Below are 26,445 nucleotides of genomic sequence, written 5' to 3' on the forward strand. Positions count from 1 at the left end.
CTCAGCGTAACTGTTGCCCCGCTTTCAGCGTTGCAGCCACGTTGCGCGCGGTCATTCGTACGTTTTCACTCGCATTCTTCAGCGCGTCCTCCAGCGTGCAGATGGTATAAATCACGCTGAAAACGGCATCAAGCCCATGTTCATGAACCACGCCAACGTCCGCCGTCAGGCTACCCGCAATACCAATTACCGGCTTGTTATACCGTTTGGCGATGTTTGCCACGCCAATAGGGACTTTACCGTGAATGGTCTGGCTGTCGATGCGTCCCTCGCCGGTGATGACTAAATCAGCATCCGCAAGACACGCTTCCAGATGAAGCGCATCGGTGACAATCTCAATGCCACGCCGTAGCTGCGCGCCGCAAAACGCGTATAACGCCGCCCCCATGCCGCCTGCCGCTCCGCCGCCTGCCAGATCCAACACATCGACATGCAGATCGCGGGCAATCAAATGCGCATAGCGAGTCAATGCCGTATCCAGGCGTTCAATCATTTCCGGCGTCGCCCCTTTTTGCGGACCAAAAACCGCAGACGCGCCCTCTTTGCCGGTAAGGGGATTCGTGACATCGCAGGCGACCTCTATATGACACGCCGACAAACGCTTATCCAGACCGCTGATATCAATGCTGGCGAGTGTTTCCAGCCCAATGCCGCCTTGCACAATATCATTGCCCTGCGCATCCCGTAGCCTGGCCCCCAGTGCCTGCACCATCCCCGCGCCGCCATCGTTGGTGGCGCTACCGCCGATACCAATAATGATATGCTCAACGCCCGCATCCAGCGCATGACGGATCAGCTCGCCGGTTCCCCATGACGTGGTCTTCAACGGATCGCGTTGCGCGGGCGGCACCTGTTCCAGCCCGCTGGCGGCCGCCATTTCAATGAATGCGGAACGCGCATCGCCGGAAAGCCCATAAAACGCATTGACGCGATGCCCCAACGGCCCGGTGACCTCAACATGCACAATTCGACCCGCCGTCGCTTCAACCATCGCTTCGACAGTACCTTCTCCGCCATCAGCCAGCGGTAATTTCAGGTAATCGGCGTCAGGCCAGATCTCGCGAAATCCTTGTTCAATGGCGGTCGCTACCTCAAGAGCACTCAAACTTTCCTTATACGAGTCTGGTGCGATCACTATTTTCATAAGTCGTCCTTACGCATGTTGATCCTGTTAAGCATACACCCAGAGAAGGACCGGTTCCTTACGGAACCGGCTCTGACTTAACGCACCATGCAAGGACGCTTATTATCAAACGTCCAGCCAGGAATTAAGTACTGCATTCCCATCGCGTCGTCACGCGCGCCTAAGCCATGCTTTTGATAGAGCTCATGCGCTTTCATCACCTGATCCATATCGAGCTCAACGCCCAGCCCCGGTTTGGTCGGTACTTGCACCATGCCGCCTTTAATTTCAAACGGTTCTTTAGTCAGACGTTGGTTGCCTTCCTGCCAGATCCAGTGGGTATCGATCGCGGTGATCTTGCCCGGCGCCGCCGCGGCAACATGGGTAAACATCGCCAACGAAATATCAAAGTGGTTGTTAGAGTGCGAGCCCCAGGTCAGACCGAACTCATGACACATTTGCGCCACGCGTACAGAGCCTTGCATAGTCCAGAAGTGCGGGTCCGCCAGCGGGATATCGACGGATTGCAGCGACAGCGTATGCCCCATTTGACGCCAGTCGGTCGCTATCATATTGGTGGCCGTCGGTAATCCGGTCGCGCGACGGAATTCCGCCATCACTTCACGCCCGGAAAAACCCTGTTCCGCGCCGCACGGATCTTCTGCATAGGCCAGAGAACCTTTCAGGTATTTACCAATGCTGATCGCTTCGTTCAGCGACCAGGCACCGTTTGGATCGAGCGTAACGCGCGCTTGTGGGAAACGTTTCGCCAGCGCCACGATTGACTCGGCCTCTTCTTCGCCCGCCAGCACGCCGCCTTTCAGTTTGAAGTCGTTGAAGCCGTATTTTTCATAGGCAGCTTCCGCCAGACGCACTACCGTTTCCGGCGTCATCGCCTCTTCATGGCGCAGACGATACCAGTCGCATTGCTCATCCGGCTGGCTCTGATACGGCAGCGGCGTAGCCTTGCGATTACCGACAAAGAACAGATAACCCAGCATTTCGACTTCGCTGCGCTGCTGACCGTCGCCTAACAGCGAAGCGACGTTGACGCCCAGGTGTTGGCCCAAAAGGTCAAGCATTGCCGCTTCAATACCAGTCACCACATGGATAGTGGTACGGAGATCGAATGTTTGTAAACCGCGTCCGCCCGCATCGCGATCGGCAAACTGGTTGCGAACGGCGGTCAGGACATTTTTATATTCACCCAGCGTTTTTCCCACCACCAGTGGGATCGCATCTTCCAGCGTTTTGCGAATTTTTTCGCCGCCCGGAATCTCGCCGACCCCGGTATGGCCGGAGTTATCTTTAATAATGACGATGTTGCGCGTGAAGAACGGGGCGTGCGCGCCGCTCAGGTTCATCAGCATACTGTCATGACCCGCAACCGGGATAACCTGCATTTCAGTGACTACAGGCGTCGTAAATTGAGTACTCATAACTGTGTCCTTATTCAGAATTAGTGACGACCAAAAACAGGGCGTTTGCGGTCAAAAGTCCAGCCGGGGATCAGGTATTGCATCGGGCCTGCATCATTACGCGCGCCGCCTGGCAGCTTTTTATACGCGTCATGCGCTTTTCGCACCTGTTCCCAGTCAAGCTCCACGCCCAGTCCTGGCGCATCCGGAACGGCAATTTTGCCGTTTTTAATTTCCAGCGGATTTTTAGTCAGGCGGCAATCGCCCTCCTGCCAGATCCAGTGCGTATCAATAGCGGTGGGTTTGCCTGGCGCCGCCGCGCCGACATGGGTAAACATCGCCAGTGAAATATCAAAATGGTTATTCGAATGGCAGCCCCAGGTTAGCCCCCAGTCATCGCACAGTTGCGCCACGCGAACGGCGCCGGTGAGAGTCCAGAAATGCGGATCGGCAAGAGGAATATCTACCGCGTTGAGCATCACCGCGTGTCCCATTTCACGCCAGTTGGTGGCAATCATATTGGTCGCCACCGGCAGTCCTGTCGCGCGGCGGAACTCCGCCATGACTTCACGACCAGAGAATCCTTGCTCCGCGCCGCACGGATCTTCCGCGTAGGTCAGTACATCATTCAGCCCTTTGCACAACGCAATGGCTTCATCCAGTAGCCAGGCGCCGTTCGGATCCACGGTAATACGCGCGTCCGGGAAGCGTTTTTTTAGCGCGCGAACGGTATCAATCTCTTGTTCGCCCGGCAGCACGCCGCCCTTGAGTTTAAAATCTTTAAAGCCGTAGCGATCCTGAGACGCTTCCGCCAGCCGCACGACCGCGTCGCTGTTCAGCGCTTCCTGATGACGCAGGCGATACCATTCGTGACTGCCCGGCGTGCTTTCCAGATACGGCAGATCGGTTTTAGTACGATCGCCAATATAGAAGAGATAGCCTAACACGGTGACGGCATCGCGCTGTTTACCGGGTCCTAATAGTTCACAGACCGGCACATTAAGCGCCTGCCCCAGTAGATCAAGCAGCGCCGCTTCCAAAGCTGCCACCGCGTTAACCCGCAGTTCAAACGTCCATGCGCCTTTACCAAAGGTGTCAAAATCAGCAGCCTGGTTGCCTTTATGCACCTGCTGCACCACTTTGTTCAGGCGGGCGACTTCCTGGCCTAATACCATCGGAATAGCATCGACCAGCGTCTGATAAATCACTTCTCCGCCCGGCGCCTCGCCGACGCCAGTATGCCCGGCGTTATCGGTGAGGACGACGATGTTACGGGTGAAGTACGCGTTATGCGCGCCGCCGATGTTGAGTAGCATACTGTCATGTCCGGCAACCGGAATGACCTTCATGTCCGTAATAACGGGACTGGATTGCGTTGTCATGATAATTGTCCTGCGACAGGTTTCAGTTCAATACGCTTAATATCACCTACCAGCACCAGATAGCTGATGATGGCCACCAGGGCATGTACGCCGACATAGATCAACGCGCCGTTGAAGGAACCGGTGGTGCCAACGATGTAACCAATCGCGATTGGCGTCACAATACCGGAGATATTGCCGAACATATTAAACAAGCCGCCGGAAAGACCGCTGATCTCTTTCGGCGCGGTATCCGCCATTACTGCCCAGCCCAACGCGCCGATACCTTTACCGAAGAAGGCCAACGCCATAAAGCCGATGATCATCCATTCCACGTTCACATAGTTACAGAACACCATAACCATTGACAGCAACATCCCCAGCACAATCGGCGTCTTGCGCGCGATATTCAGGGAGCCAGTACGACGCATCAGCCAGTCGGAAATGATGCCGCCCAACACGCCGCCGATAAAGCCGCAGACCGCAGGAACCGAGGCGACAAAGCCCGCTTTGAGAATCGACATGCCGCGCGCCTGGACCAAATAGACCGGGAACCAGGTAATAAAGAAATAGGTCAATGCGTTAATACAGTACTGACCGATGTAAACGCCAATCATCATACGAGAGCCCAGCAGCTGTTTGATCTGGCCCCATTTGACGCTAAACGGTACTTTCGCTTTGGTGTCTTTCTGATCCATATTGATCAGCGCGCCGCCTTCTGCGATGTACTCCAACTCTTTCTTATTTACGCCCGGATGGTTATTTGGTTCATGGATAACTTTCAACCAGATAAAGCTGATGATGATCCCTAACCCGCCCATAAAGAAGAAGACATGCGACCAGCCCACTTCGTGCGTCAGCCAGCCCATAATCGGCGCGAAAATAACCGTGGCAAAGTATTGCGCGGAGTTAAAGATGGCCACCGCCGTTCCCCTCTCCTGCGCCGGGAACCAGGCTGCAACAATGCGACTGTTGCCCGGGAAAGAAGGCGATTCCGCCAGACCAACCAGGAAACGAAGCGTAAAGAGGGCGACAATAATGCCGAAACCACTAAAGATATCGACAAAACCCTGCAACAGGGTGAAGACTGACCAAATGAAAATAGACCAGAAATAGACGCGTTTGGAACCAAAGCGGTCCAGCAGCCAGCCGCCCGGGATCTGCCCGATAACATAGGCCCATGAAAAAGCAGAAAAAACATAGCCCATGCCTACCGGATCAAGGCCGATATCTTTGGCCATTTCTGAGCCGGCAATGGACAATGTGGCGCGGTCGCCGTAGTTGAAGGATGTGACGATAAACAGCATCACCACTATCCAGTAGCGGGCGTTCGTGCGTTTCTCCGCACTGCTCGCCGCGTGACTTAATGAACTCATTGTTGCACTCCTGAAATTTCGCGTTAGCTACGCTCACTCTGAACTGCACAACCGGTAGGGAATCAGAGATAACGTTTCCTTGTTGCAGCTTTTATTAGGTCGTTTGCTTTGCACGCTGCATGCTTTTATTCACTGGCAGGAGAAGTATAAAAAGCGCGCCACACACACTCACCGTGCAACAACACAGTATTTTGGCGATGAATTACGCCTGTTTATGGCAAAAGCCCAGGACAGTGGAAGCCACTTCACGGAAATGAAATCAGAAGGCGTCAGGCGTCGACGCAGGAGGAGTAAAAAGAGAAGAATGTGAAACAGGTCGCTTGATTACATGAAAACGCCCGTAAAAAACTGCCGCTTTTGCGGGCATATGCCCAAAGCTAACACGATTCAGTTACTTTACACTGTGTACAGGTCGTTATTTTGCTTACTGGCAACGCAAGCAAACGAAAAGGTACCCTCCCGTAGGGGGGAGGGATTTACCTCAGGAAAGTAAAGTTCCCCAGTTTTCAACCCAGGGATTGGACTGGCTCTCCGGCTCCGGATGTTCGCTGGCGTCAATGAATAATATCTCCCCCACCCGCTGCGCGCTTTGCTCTTGCAACAGGGCATCAAACTGTTTGCCGCCATTACAGAAATTGGGGTAGCTGCTATCACCTAGCGCAATCACCCCGTAACGCAGGTTTGGCTGAAAACCCAACGTATCTTTAATGCCGTGAAAGAGCGGCGCAATGCTATCCGGTAGATCGCCCTGCCCGGTCGTCGAGGTAACGACCAGCGCAACCTTATCCTGATATTGCTGCCAGTCGGACAGTTCAGGATCTTCAAACACGGTCGCGCTGTGGCCCTGTCTGGCGAGGATCGCTTCCGCTTCTTCCGCCACCAGCAGTGAGTTGCCATACATGGTCCCGACAAAAATACCAATTTCTGCCATTATGCGTATCTCCCTGAATTATGCCTGATGAGTCTCATCCTGCCGGGACGCCGCCGTAAACTCAACCCTTTCATTGTCAGGGAGAAGTCCACGCCAGCCAAACTGTGTCAGCGCCTGCATCCAGGTTTCATCCAACCCGGCCTGAATTATCAACGGCTGTCCGGTGAAGGGGTGCGTCAGTTCAAGCCGACTGGCATGAAGCATCAGGCGACGACAGGCAAAATGCTCTGCGGCGCTGCGGTTTTGTCGCAAATCGCCATGCTTGCTGTCGCCGATGATAGGATGACGCAGATGCGCCAGATGACGACGAAGCTGGTGCTTGCGTCCCGTTTTTGGTTCCAGCTCAACCAGACCATAACGCGTGGTGGGATAACGTCCGGTCGGCACCGCCATTTCGACCGTCGCCAGTCCGCGATACTGCGTTACAGCCGGCTGGGGCGCTTTATCTTCGCGGGCGAATTTATCGGCAATTTTATCGCGCTCTTCCACCAGCGGATAATCCAGTACCGCGTCATCCATCAGCCAGCCGCGCACAATGGCATGGTAGCGTTTACGGATGTGGTGCTGCTCGAACTGCTGCGCCAGACGGCGTCCCGCTTCGCTGGACAGCCCCATTAACAGTACGCCCGACGTGGGTCTGTCGAGACGGTGGGCGGTAAAAACATGCTGGCCGATTTGGTCGCGCACCGTTTGCATGACCACGACTTTTTCGTCGCGATCCAGCCAGCTCCGGTGAACAAGCCAGCCTGCGGGTTTATTCACGGCAACCAGCCACGGGTCTTGATAGAGGATCTCCAGCATCAGGATTTATCGCGGGCGAATAGCGCATCCAGATCCTGCAAAACCGCCAGGATCGCCTCCCGCTGCGGATGATCCGCCGCCAGCGCCATTTCATAATAAGGGGCGACGGCAAATGCCTCGGGCAGCGGCTGCGCATTATCAAGTAGGGTATGCATACGTGGGATCAGTACCCATTGCAGCCATTCCAGCGGTTCCATGGTATCCATAAAAAATGGTTGGGTGCTGGTAAACAGGTGCGCCTGCGGCGCATCCAGCCGCCAGTGGCGATGCTCGCGCAACAGCGTTTCAAGCGCATGTAACTGCTGACGCACACGGTCATGAGTCGTCATGTTAAAACCTCAATGATGAAAATCTGGCGCGCAGAATAACAAAAAAAGGGAGCACTGTATAAACAGTGCTCCCGGTTCGTTTCGCAGCATTCCAGCTACTTTTCGTGCTCCCTGCTCATCCGTGACAACTTTTCCTGTGACCTTACGGCCTGTTCATCCTGAACGTTTGCATCCTGCGCACATCGCCCGATGTGATAGCTTCTTCCTGAAGCGTCCCTGGTCATCCAGACCCGCCGAACATCCTGATCGGCTCTCGTTCTCCGTCCTGGAGGTGTCCTTTAACGCATCCTGCGCTTTCCACTTTGCTTCATCCTGAAGCCTTTCCTTGTAACACCATCCTGGCGTGTCCTGCTGAAGCGTCATCATCCTGACGTTCGCTTCGTTGTACGACTCCCTGTCGACGAAGATAGAATCGCCTGTTTCACCTTGTCTTACAAGACGCTTACAGACAATACCTTAAGTAAATTTTCATATGAAAGTGCGCAAAAACATTTTAATTAGTTGTTTTATATAGACTTACATAAGAAAACGGGACTCAGTATCCGCTGATATCCTGGCGATCTCCTACAGACTTTGTAAGAGATCTCTCACACCCGTTAGGGCAAACGATTACAGAAGAGGATTAAGTTGCGTAAGGAATTCCGCAAGCGTTGCGGCAAGAACGGTACGATTACGGGTGCCCAGCGTTTCTTTAATCACCTCGCCGGACAGATTACAGACCGAAATGACCTCAAGCTCATTTTCCTGCGTCGCAATAAAAAGCGTGGGAGGAAGCTTGAGCCGCTTTTGCGTGACCAGGTGGCCTATCAGATTTTCCTGCACGCGCCGAAAGTCATCCTGACTCCAGGTTTGCAGTAGCGTAAGCTTTTCATCCGCAAACTGCGCGGGCATGTCGCCAGCAAACTGCGTGGTGTAAAACGCGTGGAGCGCAGGTTGTACCATAATATCAAAGGCGCGTTCAACCGCGTTTACATTTTCTTCGCCTTCAAAAGGTTGCGGCTGCCAGTAAACGGCATCGCGGGTTGAAGAAATAATGCACGGAGAAGGTACGCCATACAGTTCTTCGCTCAACGGCCAGCTACCGTGTTTTTCTTGCCACGCGTCGCAGTAACGCGTCGTAAAGGCTTTCAATGCCTGCGCTGTCAGTTCGTCCACCAGTTTCTCTCTTCATAAAAGCCAGGATACACTTGACGCATAGTGTATCTGGTTTATGACGGTGAAACATGTCTTCTTATGAAAACCATCAGGCTCTCGATGGCCTGACTCTCGGAAAATCAACGGATTACCGGGACAATTATGACGCCAGCCTGCTGCAGGGCGTACCGCGCAGTTTGAATCGCGACCCGCTCGGATTAACAGCCGATAATTTGCCGTTCCACGGCGCGGATATCTGGACGTTGTATGAACTTTCCTGGCTTAACAGCCAGGGTCTTCCGCAGGTCGCCGTCGGGCATGTCGAACTGGATTACACCAGCGTTAATTTAATCGAATCCAAAAGCTTTAAACTGTATCTGAACAGCTTTAACCAGACGCGCTTTGACACCTGGGAGACGGTGCGCCAGACGCTGGAGCGCGATCTGCGCGCCTGCGCGCAGGGCAACGTTAGCGTGAGGCTTCATCGTCTTGATGAGCTGGAAGGACAGCCTGTCGCCCATTTCCACGGCACCTGTATTGACGATCAGGATATCAGTATCGACAACTACCAGTTTACTACCGACTATCTGCAACATGCGGTCAGCGGCGAGAAGCAAGTAGAAGAAACGCTGGTCAGCCATCTGTTGAAATCCAACTGCCTGATCACCCACCAACCGGACTGGGGCTCGATACAAATTCAGTATCGCGGGCGCAAAATCGACAGGGAAAAACTGCTGCGTTATCTGGTCTCCTTCCGTCACCATAATGAATTTCACGAGCAGTGCGTAGAGCGTATTTTTAATGACATTCTGCGCTTCTGCCAGCCGGAAACGTTAAGCGTTTATGCGCGTTATACCCGTCGCGGCGGGCTGGACATTAATCCCTGGCGCAGCAATACCGATTTCGTGCCCGCCACGGGCAGGCTGGCGCGACAGTAATTTTTTTGTCAATTTTGCGTGCCGGATTGCGCATGTAAGGTTGTGAAAGGTCATCAGCCAGGGCTATTGTAATCAATAGGGAATGGCGTGTTGCGTCCCATAAGGAGTTTACTTGATTACACATATTAGCCCGCTTGGCTCAATGGATATGTTGTCGCAACTGGAAGTGGACATGCTGAAACGCACGGCCAGTAGCGACCTGTATCAACTGTTTCGTAACTGTTCACTTGCCGTTCTTAACTCCGGCAGCCTGACCGACAACAGCAAAGAGCTGCTGTCCCGCTTTGAAAATTTCGATATTAACGTACTGCGCCGCGAGCGCGGCGTGAAGCTGGAATTGATTAACCCGCCTGAAGACGCTTTTGTTGACGGGCGGATTATTCGTGCGCTACAGGCTAACCTGTTCGCGGTGCTGCGCGACATTCTCTTTGTGAATGGGCAGATCCATAATGCCGGTCGTTTCCAGCATCTGGATCTTGAAAGCTCAACACATATCACCAATCTGGTGTTCTCTATTTTGCGCAACGCCCGGGCGCTGCACGTCGGCGAAGCGCCAAACATGGTGGTATGCTGGGGCGGCCACTCAATTAACGAAAACGAGTACCTGTATGCCCGTCGCGTCGGCACGCAGTTGGGATTACGCGAGCTGAACATCTGCACCGGCTGCGGCCCTGGGGCGATGGAAGCCCCCATGAAGGGCGCGGCGGTCGGTCACGCGCAGCAGCGCTATAAAGACAGCCGCTTTATCGGCATGACTGAGCCTTCCATTATTGCGGCTGAACCGCCTAACCCGCTGGTGAATGAACTGATCATCATGCCGGATATCGAAAAACGCCTGGAAGCGTTCGTCCGTATCGCACACGGTATCATCATCTTCCCGGGCGGCGTGGGTACGGCGGAAGAGCTGCTTTATTTGCTGGGGATTCTGATGAATCCAGCCAATAAAAATCAGGTGCTGCCGCTGATCCTGACCGGACCAAAAGAGAGCGCCGATTACTTCCGCGTGCTGGATGAGTTTATTACCCATACGCTGGGCGAAGCGGCCCGCCGTCATTACCGCATCATCATTGACGATGCGGCGGAGGTAGCGCGACTGATGAAGAAAGCGATGCCGCAAGTGAAAGAGAATCGCCGCGATACCGGCGACGCCTATAGTTTTAACTGGTCGATGCGTATTGCACCGGATCTTCAAGTGCCGTTTGAGCCGTCGCATGAAAATATGGCCAACCTGAAACTGTACCCGGATCAGCCGGTTGAGATTCTGGCGGCGGATCTGCGACGCGCCTTCTCCGGTATTGTCGCGGGGAACGTGAAGGAGGTCGGGATACGCGCCATTGAAGCTAATGGTCCGTATAAAATCCACGGCGATCGAGAGATGATGCGTCGCATGGACGATCTGCTGCAGGGATTCGTCGCGCAGCATCGTATGAAATTGCCAGGTTCCGCCTACATCCCCTGTTACGAGATCTGCGCTTAGCGCTTATGCCCGGTTGCCGCCAGCAGCCGGGCGCTTCTCCCATTCCTTTCATTGCGGTATGGCAATTAACGTATGCCTTCATTTTTTATGATGATCATCAGAGGCATAGCCCGCATTGTTTTATAAACACCATTTATAATTCATCATAAATAGATTGCCAGGCAAACGTTTACTTCACTCCTCTTACCGTGATTTATCGGTTCAAACTCTTATTCTTCGCCAGAATCCACTAAAAACCTTGATTTTTATAGTCAAACCTCCGTATCTTGCGCCCCAATCTTTCCGGCCTTATATCGTTAATGGTAGCCTTCGCGCCCGGAAATTCGTTATGACGTTTTTTTAATAGATTAATGGTCCAAATTTATCCATGTAAGAAGCGGATTATTGCATTTGAGATCGGGATCACTGATAGATTCATCACTTAAATGTATCTTTCCGCCCGAAAATTATTACGGCGAAAAATTATATAAAAAGCGTCCCTAAGCAGATTTCATTTTACGATCAGGTCTTTTTTCATTGGATTAGACCAGCAACCTGATTTTTAGCATCCTCCAGGAGAAATAGATGGAAACCACTCAGACCAGCACTATTGCTTCGATTGACTCTCGAAGCGCATGGCGCAAAACGGATACCATGTGGATGCTGGGCCTTTACGGCACGGCTATCGGCGCGGGCGTTCTGTTCCTGCCGATCAACGCAGGCGTCGGCGGCATGATTCCGCTCATCATCATGGCGATTCTCGCTTTCCCGATGACCTTTTTCGCACACCGTGGTTTAACCCGCTTCGTGCTGTCCGGTAAAAACCCGGGTGAAGACATCACTGAAGTCGTTGAGGAACACTTCGGTATCGGCGCAGGTAAACTGATTACCCTGCTCTACTTCTTCGCGATTTACCCCATCCTGCTGGTTTACAGCGTGGCGATTACTAATACCGTGGAAAGCTTCCTGACCCACCAGTTAGCGATTAATCCGCCGCCGCGGGCGATTCTTTCCCTCATCCTGATTGTTGGCATGATGACCATCGTGCGCTTCGGCGAGCAAATGATCGTTAAGGCGATGAGTATCCTGGTATTCCCGTTCGTCGCTGCGCTGATGCTGCTGGCCTTGTACCTGATCCCGCAGTGGAACGGCGCGGCGCTGGAAACGCTGTCCTTTGATTCCGCCGCGTCTACCGGTAACGGTCTGTGGATGACGCTGTGGCTGGCGATTCCGGTGATGGTTTTCTCTTTCAACCACTCCCCGATCATCTCCTCCTTCGCGGTTGCGAAGCGTGAAGAGTACGGTGAAGGCGCAGAGAAGAAATGTTCTAAAATTCTGGCCTTCGCCCACATCATGATGGTGCTGACCGTAATGTTCTTCGTCTTCAGCTGCGTGCTGAGCCTGACGCCGGCAGATCTGGCGGCGGCAAAAGAGCAGAACATCTCTATTCTGTCTTACCTGGCGAACCACTTTAACGCGCCGATCATCGCCTGGATGGCGCCGATCATTGCGATGATTGCTATCACCAAATCCTTCCTCGGCCACTACCTGGGCGCGCGTGAAGGCTTTAACGGGATGGTGATTAAATCGCTGCGTGGTAAAGGTAAATCCATCGAAATCAACAAACTGAATAAAATTACCGCGCTGTTCATGCTGGTCACCACCTGGATTGTGGCGACGCTGAACCCCAGCATCCTGGGCATGATTGAAACCCTGGGCGGCCCGATCATCGCGATGATTCTGTTCCTGATGCCGATGTATGCCATCCAGAAAGTACCGGCAATGCGTAAGTACAGCGGTCATATCAGCAACGTATTCGTTGTGATTATGGGCCTGATTGCCATCTCCGCTATTTTCTACTCACTGTTCAGCTAAGTCCTTTAGCGCCGCTTACCGCGGCGCTTCTCTATGATACAACCGCAATGGATGCCCTATGATTAGCGTATTCGATATTTTTAAAATCGGCATTGGCCCTTCCAGTTCTCACACCGTCGGACCAATGAAAGCAGGCAAGCAGTTCACGGACGATCTGATTGCCCGCCATATCCTTACAGATGTCACCCGCGTCGTGGTGGATGTCTACGGCTCTCTGTCATTGACGGGCAAAGGCCACCACACTGATATCGCCATTATTATGGGCCTGGCGGGGAATCTGCCGGACACCGTCGATATCGACGCCATTCCGTCCTTTATCCAGGATGTGAACACCCATGGGCGTTTACTACTGGCCAATGGGCAGCATGAAGTCGAATTTCCGGTCGATAAATGCATGAATTTCCACGCCGACAACCTGTCTCTGCATGAAAACGGGATGCGTATTACCGCGCTGGCGGGCGATAAGGTGCTCTACAGCCAAACCTACTACTCCATTGGCGGCGGCTTTATCGTCGATGAAGAGCACTTTGGTTTGACGAATAGCGAACCTGTTAACGTACCGTACCCTTACAAAACCGCCGCGGATTTACAGCGCCATTGCCAGGAGACGGGTCTGTCGCTCTCCGGTCTGATGATGCAAAACGAACTGGCCCTGCACAGTAAAGAAGCGCTGGAGCAGCACTTCGCCAGGGTCTGGGAGGTAATGCGCAGCGGTATCGAGCGCGGTATCACCACCGAGGGCGTATTGCCGGGCAAACTGCGCGTTCCGCGTCGCGCGGCGGCGCTGCGTCGGGTGCTGGTCAGTCAGGATAAGACCACCACCGATCCGATGGCGGTCGTCGACTGGATCAATATGTTCGCGCTGGCGGTGAACGAAGAGAATGCCGCAGGCGGACGAGTAGTCACTGCGCCGACTAACGGCGCATGTGGTATTGTTCCGGCGGTGCTGGCGTACTATGACAAGTTTATCCGCGAAGTAAATGCTAACTCACTTGCTCGCTATATGCTGGTCGCCAGCGCGATTGGCTCGCTGTATAAGATGAACGCCTCTATTTCCGGCGCCGAAGTGGGTTGTCAGGGAGAGGTCGGCGTGGCCTGTTCCATGGCGGCAGCGGGTCTGGCCGAGCTGCTGGGCGGTAGTCCGGCGCAGGTGTGTATCGCCGCAGAAATCGCCATGGAGCACAATCTGGGGTTAACTTGCGATCCGGTTGCCGGCCAGGTCCAGGTTCCCTGCATTGAGCGTAACGCGATTGCTTCAGTCAAAGCGGTCAACGCCGCGCGTATGGCGCTGCGCCGTACCAGCGAACCGCGCGTATGCCTCGATAAAGTGATTGAGACCATGTACGAAACCGGTAAAGACATGAACGCTAAGTACCGCGAAACTTCGCGCGGCGGCCTGGCGATGAAGATCGTTACCTGCGATTAATTCTCAGCACATTTTAGGATCTGTAGGCCGGATAAGGCGCTCGCCGCCATCCGGCTTTTGTTGCCTGATGGCGCCTCGCTTATCAGGCCTACGGATAGCGCTATTTCGCAATGCTCGCCTCCCCCCGCCGTGAATGTTACCCTACGCGCAGGTTTGTAAGGGAGAACACCGTGGCTGCTCATCTGCTTATCGTCGACGCGCTCAATTTGATTCGCCGTATTCACGCCGTTCAGGGATCGCCCTGTGTGGAAACCTGCCAACACGCGCTCGATCAATTGATTATCCACAGCCAGCCAACCCATGCCGTAGCGGTATTTGATGACGACGCGCGCAGCAGCGGCTGGCGTCATCAGCGTTTGCCGGACTACAAAGCAGGACGTCCGCCGATGCCTGACGATTTACATAATGAAATGCCCGCCCTACGCGCCGCGTTTGAACAGCGCGGCGTACGCTGTTGGGCATCAGACGGTAACGAAGCGGACGATCTGGCGGCGACGCTGGCGCTAAAAGTTACCGAAGCCGGACACCAGGCAACCATTGTGTCAACCGATAAAGGCTATTGCCAGTTGCTCTCTCCGGGATTGCGCATTCGCGACTACTTCCAGAAACGCTGGCTGGACGCGCCGTTTATTGAAAAAGAGTTTGGCGTACTTCCCCGGCAGTTGCCGGATTACTGGGGTCTGGCAGGAATCAGCAGTTCGAAAGTCCCCGGCGTTGCCGGTATCGGCCCCAAAAGCGCGACCCAGCTATTGATTCAGTTTCAAAATCTGGAGGGAATTTACGCCCATCTGGACGAGGTGCCGGAAAAGTGGCGCAAAAAGCTTGAGACGCATAGAGAAATGGCATTTCTCTGCCGCGATATTGCACGTCTGCAAACCGATTTACATATCGACGGAAACTTACAGCAGCTACGGCTGGCGCGGTAGTTTTGTTGCCGGATGGCGGCGTGAACGCCTTATCCGGCCTACAGAACTGCACGAAATGTAGAGCGGATAAGCGCAGCGCCATCCGGCAAAATTACCAGGCGATATGATACAGTTCGACAATATCCGCCAGACTCGCTTCACGCGGATTGCCGCCCGTACAGACATCATCGAACGCCGCCTGCGCCAGCGCCGGGATATCCTCTTTTCGAACGCCGACATCACGCAAATGCAGCGGAATTCCCACATCGCGATTTAGCGTAAATACGGCTTCCACTGCGGCATTACGCGCCTCTTCAAGACTCAATCCTTCTACCTTCACCCCCATCGCCCGGGCGATATCACGGAATTTCTCGTTGGTAGACCCGGCATTGAAACGCATCACATGCGGAAGCAAAATAGCATTCGCGACGCCGTGTGGCGTGTTGTAAAACGCGCCCAACGGATGCGCCATCCCATGCACCAGTCCCAGCCCCACATTGGAAAACCCCATCCCGGCAACGTATTGCCCCAGCGCCATCGCCTCACCAGCCTCTTTTTCTCCGGCTACGGCGCCGCGTAGCGCGCCAGCAATAATCTCAATGGCTTTGATATGTAATGCATCCGTCAGCGCCCATGCGGCCCGGGTAATATAGCCTTCAATAGCATGGGTTAGCGCATCCACGCCCGTTGCCGCTTTCAGCGCGGGCGGCATACCGTCCATCATATCGGCATCGATAAATGCCGCCTGCGGAATATCATGTGGATCGACACAAACGAATTTGCGCCGTTTCTCTTCATCGGTAATCACATAATTGATAGTGACTTCCGCCGCGGTTCCCGCCGTTGTCGGGATCGCCATAATCGGCACGCTGGGTTTACGGGTCGACGATAGCCCTTCCAGACTGCGCACATCGGCAAATTCCGGATTGTTACTGATAATACCGATCGCTTTGCAGGTATCCTGCGGAGAACCGCCGCCAATGGCGATGAGATAGTCCGCGCCGCTTTGGGTAAAGACCTTAAGCCCTTCCTGGACAACAGAAATCGTAGGATTAGGGATCACGCCCGCATAGATCTCCCACGCCAGCCCTGCGGCATCCATTCTGCTTGTCACCTTATCGACCACACCGCATTGCACCAGCGTTTTATCGGTAACAATCAGCGCTTTATGATAACCGCGGCGCGTTACCTCATCGGTTAATGCGTCCACCGCTCCCCGGCCAAACCATGCCGTTTCATTCAGAATCATTCTGTTCGCCATCGCCTGTCTCCTGACATCACTCTTCAATACGTAACCCGTAAGTTTTAAATTTCTCCAGTACGATAGCGATCGCCTCGTCATCCAGTACCGGTACCGGATCGACAATGGCCAGCGTACTTAAATAGAGCTGCGCCAGCACTTCCACTTCATGCGCCAGCCACAACGCTTTGTCTAAATTTTCTTCACAAGCGATAAGCCCGTGATGCTGTAACAGCGTCGCTTTACGATTTTTAAGCGCCACGGCAACATGGTCAGAAAGTTCGCGGGTGCCAAAAGTGGCGTAGGGCGCGCAGGGAATAGAGTTTCCTCCTGCGGCGGCAATCATGTAGTGAATCGCCGGAATCGGGCGATTCAGGATCGAGACTGCCGTACAATGGACAGCGTGGTTATGTACCACGGCATTGGCGTCAGGGCGCGTCTGGTATGCCGCCATATGAAAACGCCACTCGCTGGAAGGCAGCTTGCCCTGCTCATGCTGACCGTCTGCATCAATAAAGACAATGTGCGACTCTGTCAGCTTCTCGTAGGGGATCCCCGTCGGCGTAATCAGCAATCCGCCCTGATAACGTACGCTCACGTTACCTGCCGTCCCCTGATTTAACCCTAACCGCGTCATTTCCAGACAGGTATCAATAATCTGCCGCGCCAGTCTATTTCGTTCCATTATTTACCTCTCTCTGTGATTCAAAATGAGACAACAAAACCGCCTTTCGCATCGCGCTGCTGTCCTGTTGAAATAATCGAATAGTTAGCAACTATCATCATACTGAATAAAGAGAAGGGAATTTAAATAACGATATTTTGTGATTCACATCAATTAATTCGCCACGATAAACCAGACGACTACCGTTTCTCTCGCCGATAAATGCCCGCTCTTAATAATATTTTTTAAAACGGGCAAAGATGAAGAATAAGTTACTACTGCCCGTTTTCGTGGCAATAATTTAATTCGGGCATTCAGTCTGTGGTTTTTTAAATTAAACATCTCAAACGGTCATTTTTTTATGAAAATTAAAGTGATGATAATCACAGAACGCTCTGCTCTCAGGTATAAATGTGACCGCCATCATATTAAAAGGCCTTTTTTATTTGAAAATGAATCCATGAGTTCATTCCGGACGCCAATTTATTACCGGTAAGAAAAGCGAACTCACCTAATTTTACGGTCTGGTGACCAGAACCGACCGCACGCAAAAGCTTCTGAACCGATGAGGATGCTATGGGAAACACAACAATACAAACGCAGAGTTTTCGTGCTGTGGATGCAGAGCAAAGCAAGAGCAAGCGCTACATTATTCCATTCGCCTTACTTTGCTCGCTATTTTTTCTGTGGGCCGTCGCCAATAATCTGAATGACATTTTATTACCGCAGTTTCAACAAGCTTTTACGCTAACTAACTTTCAGGCCGGACTTATTCAGTCAGCCTTTTATTTCGGTTATTTCGTCATTCCAATTCCTGCTGGGATTTTGATGAAAAAACTCAGTTATAAAGCAGGGATTATCACCGGGCTTTTTTTGTATGCTGTTGGCGCCGCATTATTCTGGCCCGCCGCCGAGATAATGAATTACACATTGTTTTTAATTGGCCTGTTTATCATCGCCGCCGGTTTAGGTTGCCTTGAAACTGCAGCCAACCCTTTTGTTACGGTATTAGGTCCAGAAAGCGGCGGACATTTCCGGCTTAATCTGGCGCAAACTTTTAACTCCTTTGGCGCTATTATCGCCGTTGTGTTTGGGCAAAGCCTTATTTTGTCTAACGTGCCGCATCAATCGCAAGAAGCGCTTGATAAAATGACGCCGGATCAGCTTAGCGCCTATAAACACAGCCTGGTGTTATCGGTACAAACGCCATACATGATTATCGTCGCCATCGTATTAGTAGTTGCGCTGCTGATTATGCTGACCAAATTTCCGGCCCTGCAAAGTGACGATCATAGCGATGCTAAACAAAGCTCTTTCTTATCTTCTCTCTCCCGACTCATCCGTATCCGCCACTGGCGCTGGGCGGTGCTGGCGCAGTTCTGCTACGTGGGGGCGCAAACCGCCTGCTGGAGCTATCTGATCCGCTACGCCATTGAGGAGATCCCTGGAATGACGCCCGGTTTCGCCGCCAACTACCTGACCGGCACGATGGTGTGCTTCTTTATCGGCCGTTTCACCGGGACCTGGCTTATCAGCCGCTTCGCGCCGCATAAAGTGCTGGCCGCCTACGCCCTGTTTGCCATGCTCCTGTGTCTGATTTCCGCCTTTAGCGGCGGACATATCGGCCTGCTGGCGCTGACGTTGTGTAGCGCATTTATGTCAATCCAGTACCCGACCATCTTCTCGCTGGGTATCAAAAATCTGGGACAGGACACTAAGTACGGCTCGTCTTTTATCGTCATGACCATCATTGGCGGCGGTATTGTCACGCCAGTAATGGGCTTCGTTAGCGACGCCGCAGGCAAAATCCCGACCGCCGAACTGGTTCCGGCATTGTGCTTTGCCGTCATCTTCATCTTTGCCCGTTTCCGTTCACAAGCGGCGACAAACTGAACATTTATCCGAATAACGTGAGGAATCTGTCATGAAAAAAATCAGCTTACCGAAAATCGGTATCCGCCCGGTGATTGATGGACGTCGTATGGGCGTACGCGAGTCGCTCGAAGAGCAAACCATGAACATGGCGAAAGCGACGGCGGCGCTCATCACCGAGAAAATCCGCCACGCCTGCGGGGCACAGGTGGAGTGCGTCATTGCGGATACCTGTATTGCCGGAATGGCGGAATCCGCCGCCTGTGAAGAAAAATTCAGTAGCCAGAACGTGGGCGTGACCATTACCGTTACGCCGTGTTGGTGCTATGGCAGCGAAACCATTGATATGGACCCGATGCGTCCGAAAGCCATCTGGGGCTTTAACGGCACAGAGCGTCCTGGGGCGGTTTACCTTGCCGCGGCGCTGGCGGCGCACAGCCAGAAAGGCATTCCGGCGTTCTCCATTTATGGCCATGACGTGCAGGATGCCGACGATACCTCCATTCCCGCCGACGTCGAAGAAAAACTGCTGCGTTTTGCGCGGGCAGGGTTAGCGGTAGCCAGCATGAAAGGCAAAAGCTACCTCTCCGTCGGCGGCGTGTCGATGGGGATCGCGGGTTCCATTGTCGATCATAACTTCTTTGAATCCTGGCTGGGCATGAAGGTGCAAGCGGTAGATATGACCGAACTGCGCCGCCGTATCGATCAAAAAATTTATGATGAGGCCGAACTGGAGATGGCGCTGGCGTGGGCGGATAAAAACTTCCGCTACGGCGAAGATCAGAATGCCTCGCAGTATAAGCGCAATGAAGCCCAGAACCGCGCGGTGCTAAAAGAGAGCCTGCTGATGGCGATGTGTATTCGCGATATGATGCAGGGCAACAAGACGCTGGCGGACAAAGGGTTAGTTGAAGAATCGCTGGGCTACAACGCCATTGCCGCCGGCTTCCAGGGCCAGCGCCACTGGACCGATCAATACCCGAACGGCGATACCGCCGAAGCGCTGCTCAATAGCTCTTTTGACTGGAACGGCGTACGCGAACCGTTTGTCGTCGCCACCGAAAATGACAGTCTGAACGGCGTAGCGATGCTGTTTGGCCATCAACTCACCGGTACCGCGCAGATATTCGCCGACGTGCGAACCTACTGGTCGCCGGAAGCCGTAGAACGCGTCACCGGCCAGGCGCTCAGCGGCCTGGCGGAACACGGCATTATTCACCTGATTAACTCCGGTTCTGCCGCTCTGGACGGTGCCTGTAAACAGCGCGACAGCGAAGGCAAGCCGACCATGAAACCACACTGGGAAATCAGCCAACAAGAGGCGGATGCGTGTCTGGCGGCCACTGAATGGTGCCCGGCGATTCACGAATACTTCCGCGGCGGCGGCTACTCATCCCGTTTCCTGACCGAAGGCGGCGTGCCATTCACCATGACCCGCGTGAATATCATCAAAGGCCTGGGACCAGTACTGCAAATCGCCGAGGGCTGGAGCGTCGAACTGCCGAAAGCGATGCACGATCAGCTCGATGCCCGCACCAACTCTACCTGGCCTACCACCTGGTTTGCGCCGCGTCTTACCGGCAAAGGCCCGTTTACCGATGTCTATTCGGTGATGGCGAACTGGGGCGCTAACCACGGCGTACTCACCATCGGCCATGTAGGGGCGGACTTTATTACTCTTGCCGCGATGCTGCGTATCCCGGTATGTATGCACAACGTGGAGGAGGCGAAGATCTACCGTCCTTCCGCCTGGGCGGCTCACGGTATGGATATCGAAGGCCAGGATTATCGCGCCTGCCAGAATTATGGCCCGCTGTATAAACGTTAATGCGGCTTAGCCCGGTGGCGCAGGCTTACCGGGCCTACGGGCGCGTGAACCGTAGGCCGGATAAGCGTAGCGCCATCGGGCGGCGTTTATGGAGTTATCTATGAAACAAGACGTTATCCTGGTTCTCGACTGCGGTGCGACTAACGTTCGGGCGATCGCCGTTGATCGCCAGGGGAAAATTGTCGCCCGCGCCTCAACCGCTAACGCCAGCGACATTGCCGCAGAAAATAGCGCCTGGCATCAGTGGTCTCTGGACGCCATCCTGCAACGTTTCGCCGACTGCTGCAGGTCACTCTCCAGCGCCCTGTCGGAGTGTGTTGTTCGCGGTATTACGGTGACTACGTTCGGCGTCGATGGCGCGCTGGTCGATGCGCAGGGTAAGCTGCTCTACCCGGTCATCAGTTGGAAATGCCCGCGAACCGCCGCCGTGATGGAAACGATTGAGCGCTTTATCTCGCCCCGGCAATTGCAGACGCTCTCCGGCGTCGGCGCGTTCAGCTTTAACACGCTGTATAAACTGGTCTGGCTTAAAGAGAATCATCCGCGCCTGCTGGAACAAGCTCACTGCTGGCTGTTTATCTCGTCGCTGATTAACCACCGTCTGACCGGCGAGTTTACGACCGATATCACTATGGCAGGCACCAGCCAGCTACTGGATATCCATCAGCGCGACTTTAGTCCGGAAATCCTGCAGGCGACGGGCCTGGCGCGCCGCCTGTTCCCGCGTATCGTGGAAGCGGGCGCCCCGATAGGCACGCTACAGACAGACGCGGCCAGGCTACTCGGTCTCCCGGCGGGTGTGCCGGTGATCTCTGCCGGACACGATACTCAGTTCGCGTTATTCGGCGCTGGCGCGCAGCAAGGTGAACCGGTGCTCTCCTCCGGAACATGGGAGATTCTGATGGTGCGCAGCGGTCAGGTGGATACCTCGCTGCTCAGTCAGTATCCGGGCTCGACCTGTGAACTGGACAGTCAGTCGGGGCTTTATAACCCCGGAATGCAGTGGCTGGCCTCCGGCGTACTCGAATGGGTACGAAAACTGCTGTGGACGCCGGAAACGCCATGGCAAACGCTGATCGACGAAGCGCGCGCTATTCCCGCTGGCGCGGAAGGCGTACGGATGCAGTGCGATCTGCTCGCCTGCCAAAATGCAGGCTGGCAGGGCGTGACGCTCAATACCACCCGCGGCCATTTCTATCGCGCCGCGCTGGAAGGCCTGACGGCGCAACTTCAGCGTAATCTGCGCACGCTGGAGAAAATCGGCCATTTTAACGCCACAGAACTGTTACTGGTTGGCGGCGGCAGTCGCAACGCTTTGTGGAATCAAATTAAAGCGAATCAACTTGATATCCCTATCAAAGTGCTGGACGACGCGGAAACCACCGTGGCCGGCGCTGCCATGTTTGGCTGGTACGGCGTAGGCGAATTTAGTAGCCCGGAGCAGGCGCGCGCGCAGGTCAATTATCAGTATCGCTATTTCTGGCCGCAAACCGAACCTGAAATTATTGAGGGAGTATGAAATGCTAAAAACCATTTCACCGTTAATTTCCCCGACACTGCTCAAAGTGCTGGCCGAGATGGGCCACGGGGACGAAATCATTTTTTCCGACGCTCACTTTCCCGCGCATAGCCTGGGCCCGCAGGTGATTCGCGCCGATGGTCTTAGCGTCAGCGATCTACTGCAGGCAATCATTCCGCTCTTTGAGCTGGATAGCTACGCCCCGCCGCTGGTGATGATGGCCGCCGTGGAAGGCGACACGCTCGATCCCAGCGTTGAAGCGCGTTATCGCGATGCTTTGTCATTAGAAGCGCCGTGCCCGGATATCGTTCGTATCGACCGCTATGCGTTTTATGAGCGGGCGCAAAAAGCGTTTGCGATCGTTATCACAGGAGAGTGCGCGAAGTACGGAAATATTCTTTTAAAAAAAGGGGTAACGCCGTAATCTCTTGCCGGTACGCCCGCATGACGCGGGCGTTCATCGAATGATGGGGTGAGAAAAATGAAAGCGGCACGCCAACAAGCGATAGTCGATCTGCTGATCAATCATAAAAGTCTGACCACCGAAGCGCTGGCCACCCGGCTTAACGTCAGTAAAGAGACCATCCGCCGCGATCTCAGTGAACTACAGACGCAGGGAAAAGTGCTGCGTAATCACGGACGAGCTAAATATATTCATCGTGAAAATCAGGACAGCGGCGATCCATTCCATATCCGCCTGAAAAGCCATTATGCGCATAAAGCCGATATTGCCCGTGAAGCGTTAGCGTGGATAGAAGAAGGAATGACGATTGCGCTGGATGCCAGTTCAACCTGCTGGTATCTGGCCCGCCAGTTGCCGGATATTCCCATTCAGGTTTTTACCAATAGCCATCCTATCTGTCAGGAGCTGGGAAAACGCGAACGCATTGCGCTGATAAGTTCCGGCGGCCAGCTTGAACGTAAATATGGCTGTTATGTTAATCCGTCGCTTATCTCACAGCTAAAATCGCTTGATATCGATCTGTTCATCTTTTCCTGTGAGGGGATCGACGGCGGCGGCGATCTGTGGGACTCCAATGCGATCAACGCCGATTTTAAATCTATCCTGCTCAGGCGCGCCTCGCAGTCTTTATTATTGATTGATAAAAGTAAATTTAATCGTTCAGGAGAGGCGCGCATCGGCCATCTGGATGACGTGACGCATATTGTTTCAGATGCGCCGCAATCGTAGACCGGATAAGCGTGCGTCATCCGGCGCTGATGACGCGCCGGATGACGGCAACGCGTTTTTATCGCTCGTCGCGACGTCCGCCAACAGCCGCCCACAACCGACGCACGTGTACCGTCACTTCTTCGCGATCGTGATAAAGCTGACGCGCCTGGATCTGCGCATTAACGCCGTGCTCATCCAACTGCGCCTGAAGATACGCCAGATTATGCGACACCTCTTCATAGCGTTTTTTCATCGGCAGTTTAAGGTTAAAAATCGTCTCCCGACACCAGCCGTTCACCAGCCACTGCGCCATTAACGCGGTGACTTTGGCCGGCTTCTCCACCATATCGCAGACCATCCATGAAATATTATTCCGGTTCGGACGGTACCTGAAGCCATCCTCACGCAACCAGGTCACCTGTCCGGTGTCCATCAGGCTTTGCGCCATCGGGCCGTTATCTACGGAGTAGACCCACATATTGCGCTTCACTAACTGGTACGTCCATCCGCCGGGACAGGCGCCCAAATCCACCGCATACATGCCGTTCGCCAGACGTTCATCCCACTCATCTTCCGGGATGAAAACGTGGAGCGCCTCTTCCAGTTTCAGCGTTGAGCGGCTCGGCGCATCAGACGGAAACTTCAAACGCGGGATGCCCATATAAAACGGTGAATTGTTATGCGCGAGCGAATAACCGGTATAGCAGCATCCTGGCGCGATAAAAAAGACATGAACGACCGGACGCTTCGGCGTTTCATAATTCGTCAATACGCCCGCATCACGCAAAGCCGCGCGCAGCGGCACCGTAAATTTGCGGCAGAACTTCATCAGTTCTTTACTTTCATTGGTGTCGGCGACTTCAACTCGCAGCTCGCCGCCCTTTTCCACTACGCCCTGCAACATGCCGACAATCGGCGTAATTCTGTCTTCCGGCGGTAAATGTTGCAGCAGTTCACCCACCACAAACCACTGGCGGGCGAAAATCAGCGAACTGAACGGCAGTTCTGAAATCAGCTTTTCGCCATCTTCCGGCTGGTAGCATTCATAAATGACATAGCCTGCGTTCTCTTTTACGCGTGCAAAACCAAATATTTCCCGTTTTCCCGCTTTATCGGTAATTTCTGCAGCGCACTCTTTTTCAAACCCCGGACGGCAGAGCAATACAACTTTATTCATGGCTCGCGCCCTTACGTTTCATACGAATGGCGCCAATCAGCAATAGCGCCCAGCCCACCAGGAAACTGACGCCGCCGACAGGCGTGATATACGCCCACAGGCGCAGATGCGAAAGCGCAAGGCAGTACAGGCTGCCGCTAAACAGCACCGTGCCCAGCGCCAGAAAAACGCTGCTCCAGTAAAACCAGATGCTGATACGGCGCTGCATCGCCACCGCCAGGCCAAAGATCGCCAGCGTATGGAACGCCTGATATTGCAGGCCGGTCTGAATCCAGCCCATTTCAACCACGCCCAGGGTTTTACTCAAAACATGCGCCCCGAACGCGCCCAGAGCAACGTAAATAAAACCGCTGATAGCGGCGACAATCAGCATAAAACGGCTGGTCATGGTCATACCCTAAGTTAATTATTGTTCGTAACGAAAACGGAATTTTTCTTGCTCCGTCGCCGCCTTCGCCAAAATCCACTGACGGAAGGCGGCTATTTTACCCAGTTCTGCCTGGCTGTCATGACAAACCAGATAAAAAGCATTCTTACTCACCAGAACATCGTTAAATGGACACACCAGTCGCCCGGCTTCAATTTCCGACTGCGCCATAACATTATTCGCCAGCGCGATCCCCTGTCCGTGAATAGCGGCCTGTAGCACCATCGCGCTGTGGCTAAATATCGGCCCTTGCTGAACGTTAATATGGTTGAGCCCTAACTGACGAGTATAGGCCTGCCAGTCACGCCGGGAGGCGTCGTGCAATAGCGTGTGTTTCGCCAGATCTTCCGGCGTTTTTAACGGTTTTTCGCCTGTGAGTAATAAAGGAGAACAGACGGGCAGTAAATATTCTGCGTATAATTTTTCGACGCGCAAGCCCGGCCAGTTTCCCCGGCCATAAAAAATCGCGACATCGACATCGTCTGCCAGTTTATCTTCCTGACGGTCAACGGCTTGTATCCGAACGTCAATTCCCGGATAAGCTGAGTTAAAGCTGGAGAGCCTGGGCACCAGCCACTGGATGGCAAAACTGGGCGGTAAACTCACCGTCAGCGCCCCTTTGGCACTGCGCGCCTGGAGCTTACGCGTTGCTTCCGTGAGCTGGGAAAATATCTCTTTAATGTCGAGAAAATAGCTTTGGCCTTCTTCCGTCAACAACAGCGAACGATTGCGGCGGCGGAACAGTTTTAGCCCCAAAAAATCCTCAAGTGACTTAATTTGGTGGCTTACTGCGGCCTGCGTCACAAAAAGTTCTTCCGCTGCTCGCGTAAAGCTCAAATGGCGCGCGGCAGCATCAAAAACGCGTAACGCATTTAAAGGAGGTAATCGTTTTGACATGGCCTCTGGACTTAATGTCGAATGAATTTAACAAATAGGTAACAATATGTAACCTATTAGTTTTTTTAATCTGAGACATTATAAATTGTCCGTTGAGGTTCTACCAGCAAATACCTATAGTGGCGGCACTTCCTGAGCCGGAACGAAAAGTTTTATCGGAATGCGTGTTCTGATGGGCTTTTGGCTTACGGTTGTGATGTTGTGTTGTTGTGTTTGCAATTGGTCTGCGATTCAGACCACGGTAGCGAGACTACCCTTTTTCACTTCCTGTACATTTACCCTGTCTGTCCATAGTGATTAATGTAGCACCGCCATATTGCGGTGCTTTTTTTTGTATAACAAACGGTTAGTTTTCCAGAGCCACCATCTCTTTCACGTCAGTACGATTGATCTGCTGTTTGTTGCCATTAGCGTCTTTATACGAAATCATACCGGTATCGTTATCGGTCTGGGGTTTACCGTCGGTCACAATGCTACGTCCATCATTGGTGTGCATAACGTAATTAGGACCGGAACAGGCGCTCAGGGCAAAAGTCAGCATACATGCAGAGATAATTGCGGCAGTCTTTTTCAT

The 26,445-nt window shown here is 53.5% G+C and carries 24 protein-coding genes; 10 read left to right on the forward strand and 14 right to left on the reverse strand.

The features are described 5' to 3' along the window. Position 1: 1 nt before the first annotated feature. The 8 genes from ABVN36_RS04520 to syd all read right to left on the reverse strand — a co-directional run bounded on the left by ABVN36_RS04520 (position 2) and on the right by syd (position 8,494). The gene (locus ABVN36_RS04520) at positions 2-1,144 is read right to left on the reverse strand and encodes a glycerate kinase (RefSeq protein ID WP_000706486.1); all 1,143 of its coding nucleotides are present in this window, start codon (positions 1,142-1,144) and stop codon (positions 2-4) included. Between the two features lie 77 nt (positions 1,145-1,221). Beyond that, positions 1,222-2,562, reverse strand: coding sequence for a glucarate dehydratase (gene gudD, locus ABVN36_RS04525; protein ID WP_000107113.1), 1,341 nt, complete (start codon positions 2,560-2,562; stop codon positions 1,222-1,224). A gap of 20 nt (positions 2,563-2,582) precedes the next feature. Then, on the reverse strand, positions 2,583-3,923 hold the full coding sequence (locus ABVN36_RS04530) for an enolase C-terminal domain-like protein (protein ID WP_000211806.1): 1,341 nt from the start codon (positions 3,921-3,923) through the stop codon (positions 2,583-2,585). Further along, complete coding sequence (gudP, locus tag ABVN36_RS04535) at positions 3,920-5,278, reverse strand: galactarate/glucarate/glycerate transporter GudP (protein ID WP_000097015.1); 1,359 nt, start codon at positions 5,276-5,278, stop codon at positions 3,920-3,922. Before gudP ends, ABVN36_RS04530 begins: the two co-directional genes overlap by 4 nt. A 481-nt stretch (positions 5,279-5,759) precedes the next feature. Further along, entirely contained in the window at positions 5,760-6,209 is a 450-nt protein-coding gene (locus tag ABVN36_RS04540; RefSeq protein WP_000807735.1) for a flavodoxin, read from the reverse strand. An 18-nt stretch (positions 6,210-6,227) separates the two neighbouring features. Continuing rightward, entirely contained in the window at positions 6,228-7,010 is a 783-nt protein-coding gene (gene truC / locus ABVN36_RS04545) for a tRNA pseudouridine(65) synthase TruC (protein WP_000890028.1), read from the reverse strand. Next, complete coding sequence (locus ABVN36_RS04550; protein ID WP_001527916.1) at positions 7,010-7,339, reverse strand: YqcC family protein; 330 nt, start codon at positions 7,337-7,339, stop codon at positions 7,010-7,012. Before ABVN36_RS04550 ends, truC begins: the two co-directional genes overlap by 1 nt. A 609-nt stretch (positions 7,340-7,948) precedes the next feature. After that, complete coding sequence (gene syd / locus ABVN36_RS04555; protein ID WP_000343990.1) at positions 7,949-8,494, reverse strand: SecY-interacting protein; 546 nt, start codon at positions 8,492-8,494, stop codon at positions 7,949-7,951. 68 nt (positions 8,495-8,562) lie between these two features. On the opposite strand from syd, the gene queF reads away from it, so the two are divergent. The 5 genes from queF to xni all read left to right on the forward strand — a co-directional run bounded on the left by queF (position 8,563) and on the right by xni (position 15,094). Continuing rightward, entirely contained in the window at positions 8,563-9,411 is an 849-nt protein-coding gene (gene queF / locus ABVN36_RS04560; protein ID WP_000100463.1) for an NADPH-dependent 7-cyano-7-deazaguanine reductase QueF, read from the forward strand. Positions 9,412-9,523: 112 nt separating this feature from the next. Beyond that, the gene (gene ppnN / locus ABVN36_RS04565; protein WP_000627973.1) at positions 9,524-10,888 is read left to right on the forward strand and encodes a nucleotide 5'-monophosphate nucleosidase PpnN; all 1,365 of its coding nucleotides are present in this window, start codon (positions 9,524-9,526) and stop codon (positions 10,886-10,888) included. Between the two features lie 564 nt (positions 10,889-11,452). Then, complete coding sequence (gene sdaC, locus ABVN36_RS04570) at positions 11,453-12,742, forward strand: HAAAP family serine/threonine permease SdaC (RefSeq protein WP_000450462.1); 1,290 nt, start codon at positions 11,453-11,455, stop codon at positions 12,740-12,742. A gap of 58 nt (positions 12,743-12,800) precedes the next feature. Further along, the gene (gene sdaB / locus ABVN36_RS04575; protein ID WP_000626384.1) at positions 12,801-14,168 is read left to right on the forward strand and encodes an L-serine ammonia-lyase II; all 1,368 of its coding nucleotides are present in this window, start codon (positions 12,801-12,803) and stop codon (positions 14,166-14,168) included. A gap of 170 nt (positions 14,169-14,338) precedes the next feature. Next, positions 14,339-15,094 (forward strand): flap endonuclease Xni, encoded by a 756-nt coding sequence (gene xni / locus ABVN36_RS04580; RefSeq protein ID WP_001536725.1) that lies wholly within the window; start codon positions 14,339-14,341, stop codon positions 15,092-15,094. A gap of 91 nt (positions 15,095-15,185) precedes the next feature. Here xni and fucO read toward each other — a convergent pair whose 3' ends face one another. Together fucO and fucA are read right to left on the reverse strand one after the other, a co-directional pair. Further along, positions 15,186-16,334, reverse strand: a complete 1,149-nt coding sequence (gene fucO, locus ABVN36_RS04585; RefSeq protein WP_023138786.1) for a lactaldehyde reductase — start codon at positions 16,332-16,334, stop codon at positions 15,186-15,188. A 16-nt stretch (positions 16,335-16,350) separates the two neighbouring features. Further along, on the reverse strand, positions 16,351-16,998 hold the full coding sequence (fucA, locus tag ABVN36_RS04590; RefSeq protein ID WP_000440819.1) for an L-fuculose-phosphate aldolase: 648 nt from the start codon (positions 16,996-16,998) through the stop codon (positions 16,351-16,353). 555 nt (positions 16,999-17,553) lie between these two features. Here fucA and fucP point away from each other — a divergent pair. The 5 genes from fucP (at position 17,554) to fucR (ending at position 23,388) form a co-directional block, all read left to right on the forward strand. Continuing rightward, the gene (fucP, locus tag ABVN36_RS04595) at positions 17,554-18,870 is read left to right on the forward strand and encodes an L-fucose:H+ symporter permease (RefSeq protein WP_000528622.1); all 1,317 of its coding nucleotides are present in this window, start codon (positions 17,554-17,556) and stop codon (positions 18,868-18,870) included. Between the two features lie 31 nt (positions 18,871-18,901). Beyond that, positions 18,902-20,677 (forward strand): L-fucose isomerase, encoded by a 1,776-nt coding sequence (fucI, locus tag ABVN36_RS04600; RefSeq protein ID WP_000724126.1) that lies wholly within the window; start codon positions 18,902-18,904, stop codon positions 20,675-20,677. 100 nt (positions 20,678-20,777) lie between these two features. After that, entirely contained in the window at positions 20,778-22,196 is a 1,419-nt protein-coding gene (gene fucK / locus ABVN36_RS04605; RefSeq protein ID WP_000806780.1) for an L-fuculokinase, read from the forward strand. 1 nt (position 22,197) lies between these two features. Beyond that, positions 22,198-22,620, forward strand: a complete 423-nt coding sequence (gene fucU, locus ABVN36_RS04610) for an L-fucose mutarotase (protein ID WP_023138785.1) — start codon at positions 22,198-22,200, stop codon at positions 22,618-22,620. Positions 22,621-22,677: 57 nt separating this feature from the next. After that, positions 22,678-23,388, forward strand: a complete 711-nt coding sequence (gene fucR / locus ABVN36_RS04615; protein ID WP_000642330.1) for an L-fucose operon activator — start codon at positions 22,678-22,680, stop codon at positions 23,386-23,388. Positions 23,389-23,446: 58 nt separating this feature from the next. Here fucR and rlmM read toward each other — a convergent pair whose 3' ends face one another. The 4 genes from rlmM to ABVN36_RS04635 form a co-directional block, all read right to left on the reverse strand. Further along, complete coding sequence (gene rlmM, locus ABVN36_RS04620; protein ID WP_001045497.1) at positions 23,447-24,547, reverse strand: 23S rRNA (cytidine(2498)-2'-O)-methyltransferase RlmM; 1,101 nt, start codon at positions 24,545-24,547, stop codon at positions 23,447-23,449. Then, on the reverse strand, positions 24,540-24,935 hold the full coding sequence (locus tag ABVN36_RS04625; RefSeq protein ID WP_000203913.1) for a DUF423 domain-containing protein: 396 nt from the start codon (positions 24,933-24,935) through the stop codon (positions 24,540-24,542). The genes rlmM and ABVN36_RS04625 overlap by 8 nt, the downstream gene beginning before the upstream one ends. Before the next feature lie 18 nt (positions 24,936-24,953). Continuing rightward, entirely contained in the window at positions 24,954-25,871 is a 918-nt protein-coding gene (gene gcvA / locus ABVN36_RS04630) for a glycine cleavage system transcriptional regulator GcvA (RefSeq protein ID WP_000044409.1), read from the reverse strand. A gap of 346 nt (positions 25,872-26,217) precedes the next feature. Next, positions 26,218-26,445, reverse strand: coding sequence for a YgdI/YgdR family lipoprotein (locus tag ABVN36_RS04635; protein WP_000750393.1), 228 nt, complete (start codon positions 26,443-26,445; stop codon positions 26,218-26,220).

Origin of the sequence: Salmonella sp. SJTUF15581 (assembly GCF_043356775.1) — a bacterium.
GTDB classification, from domain to species: Bacteria; Pseudomonadota; Gammaproteobacteria; order Enterobacterales; family Enterobacteriaceae; genus Salmonella; species Salmonella enterica.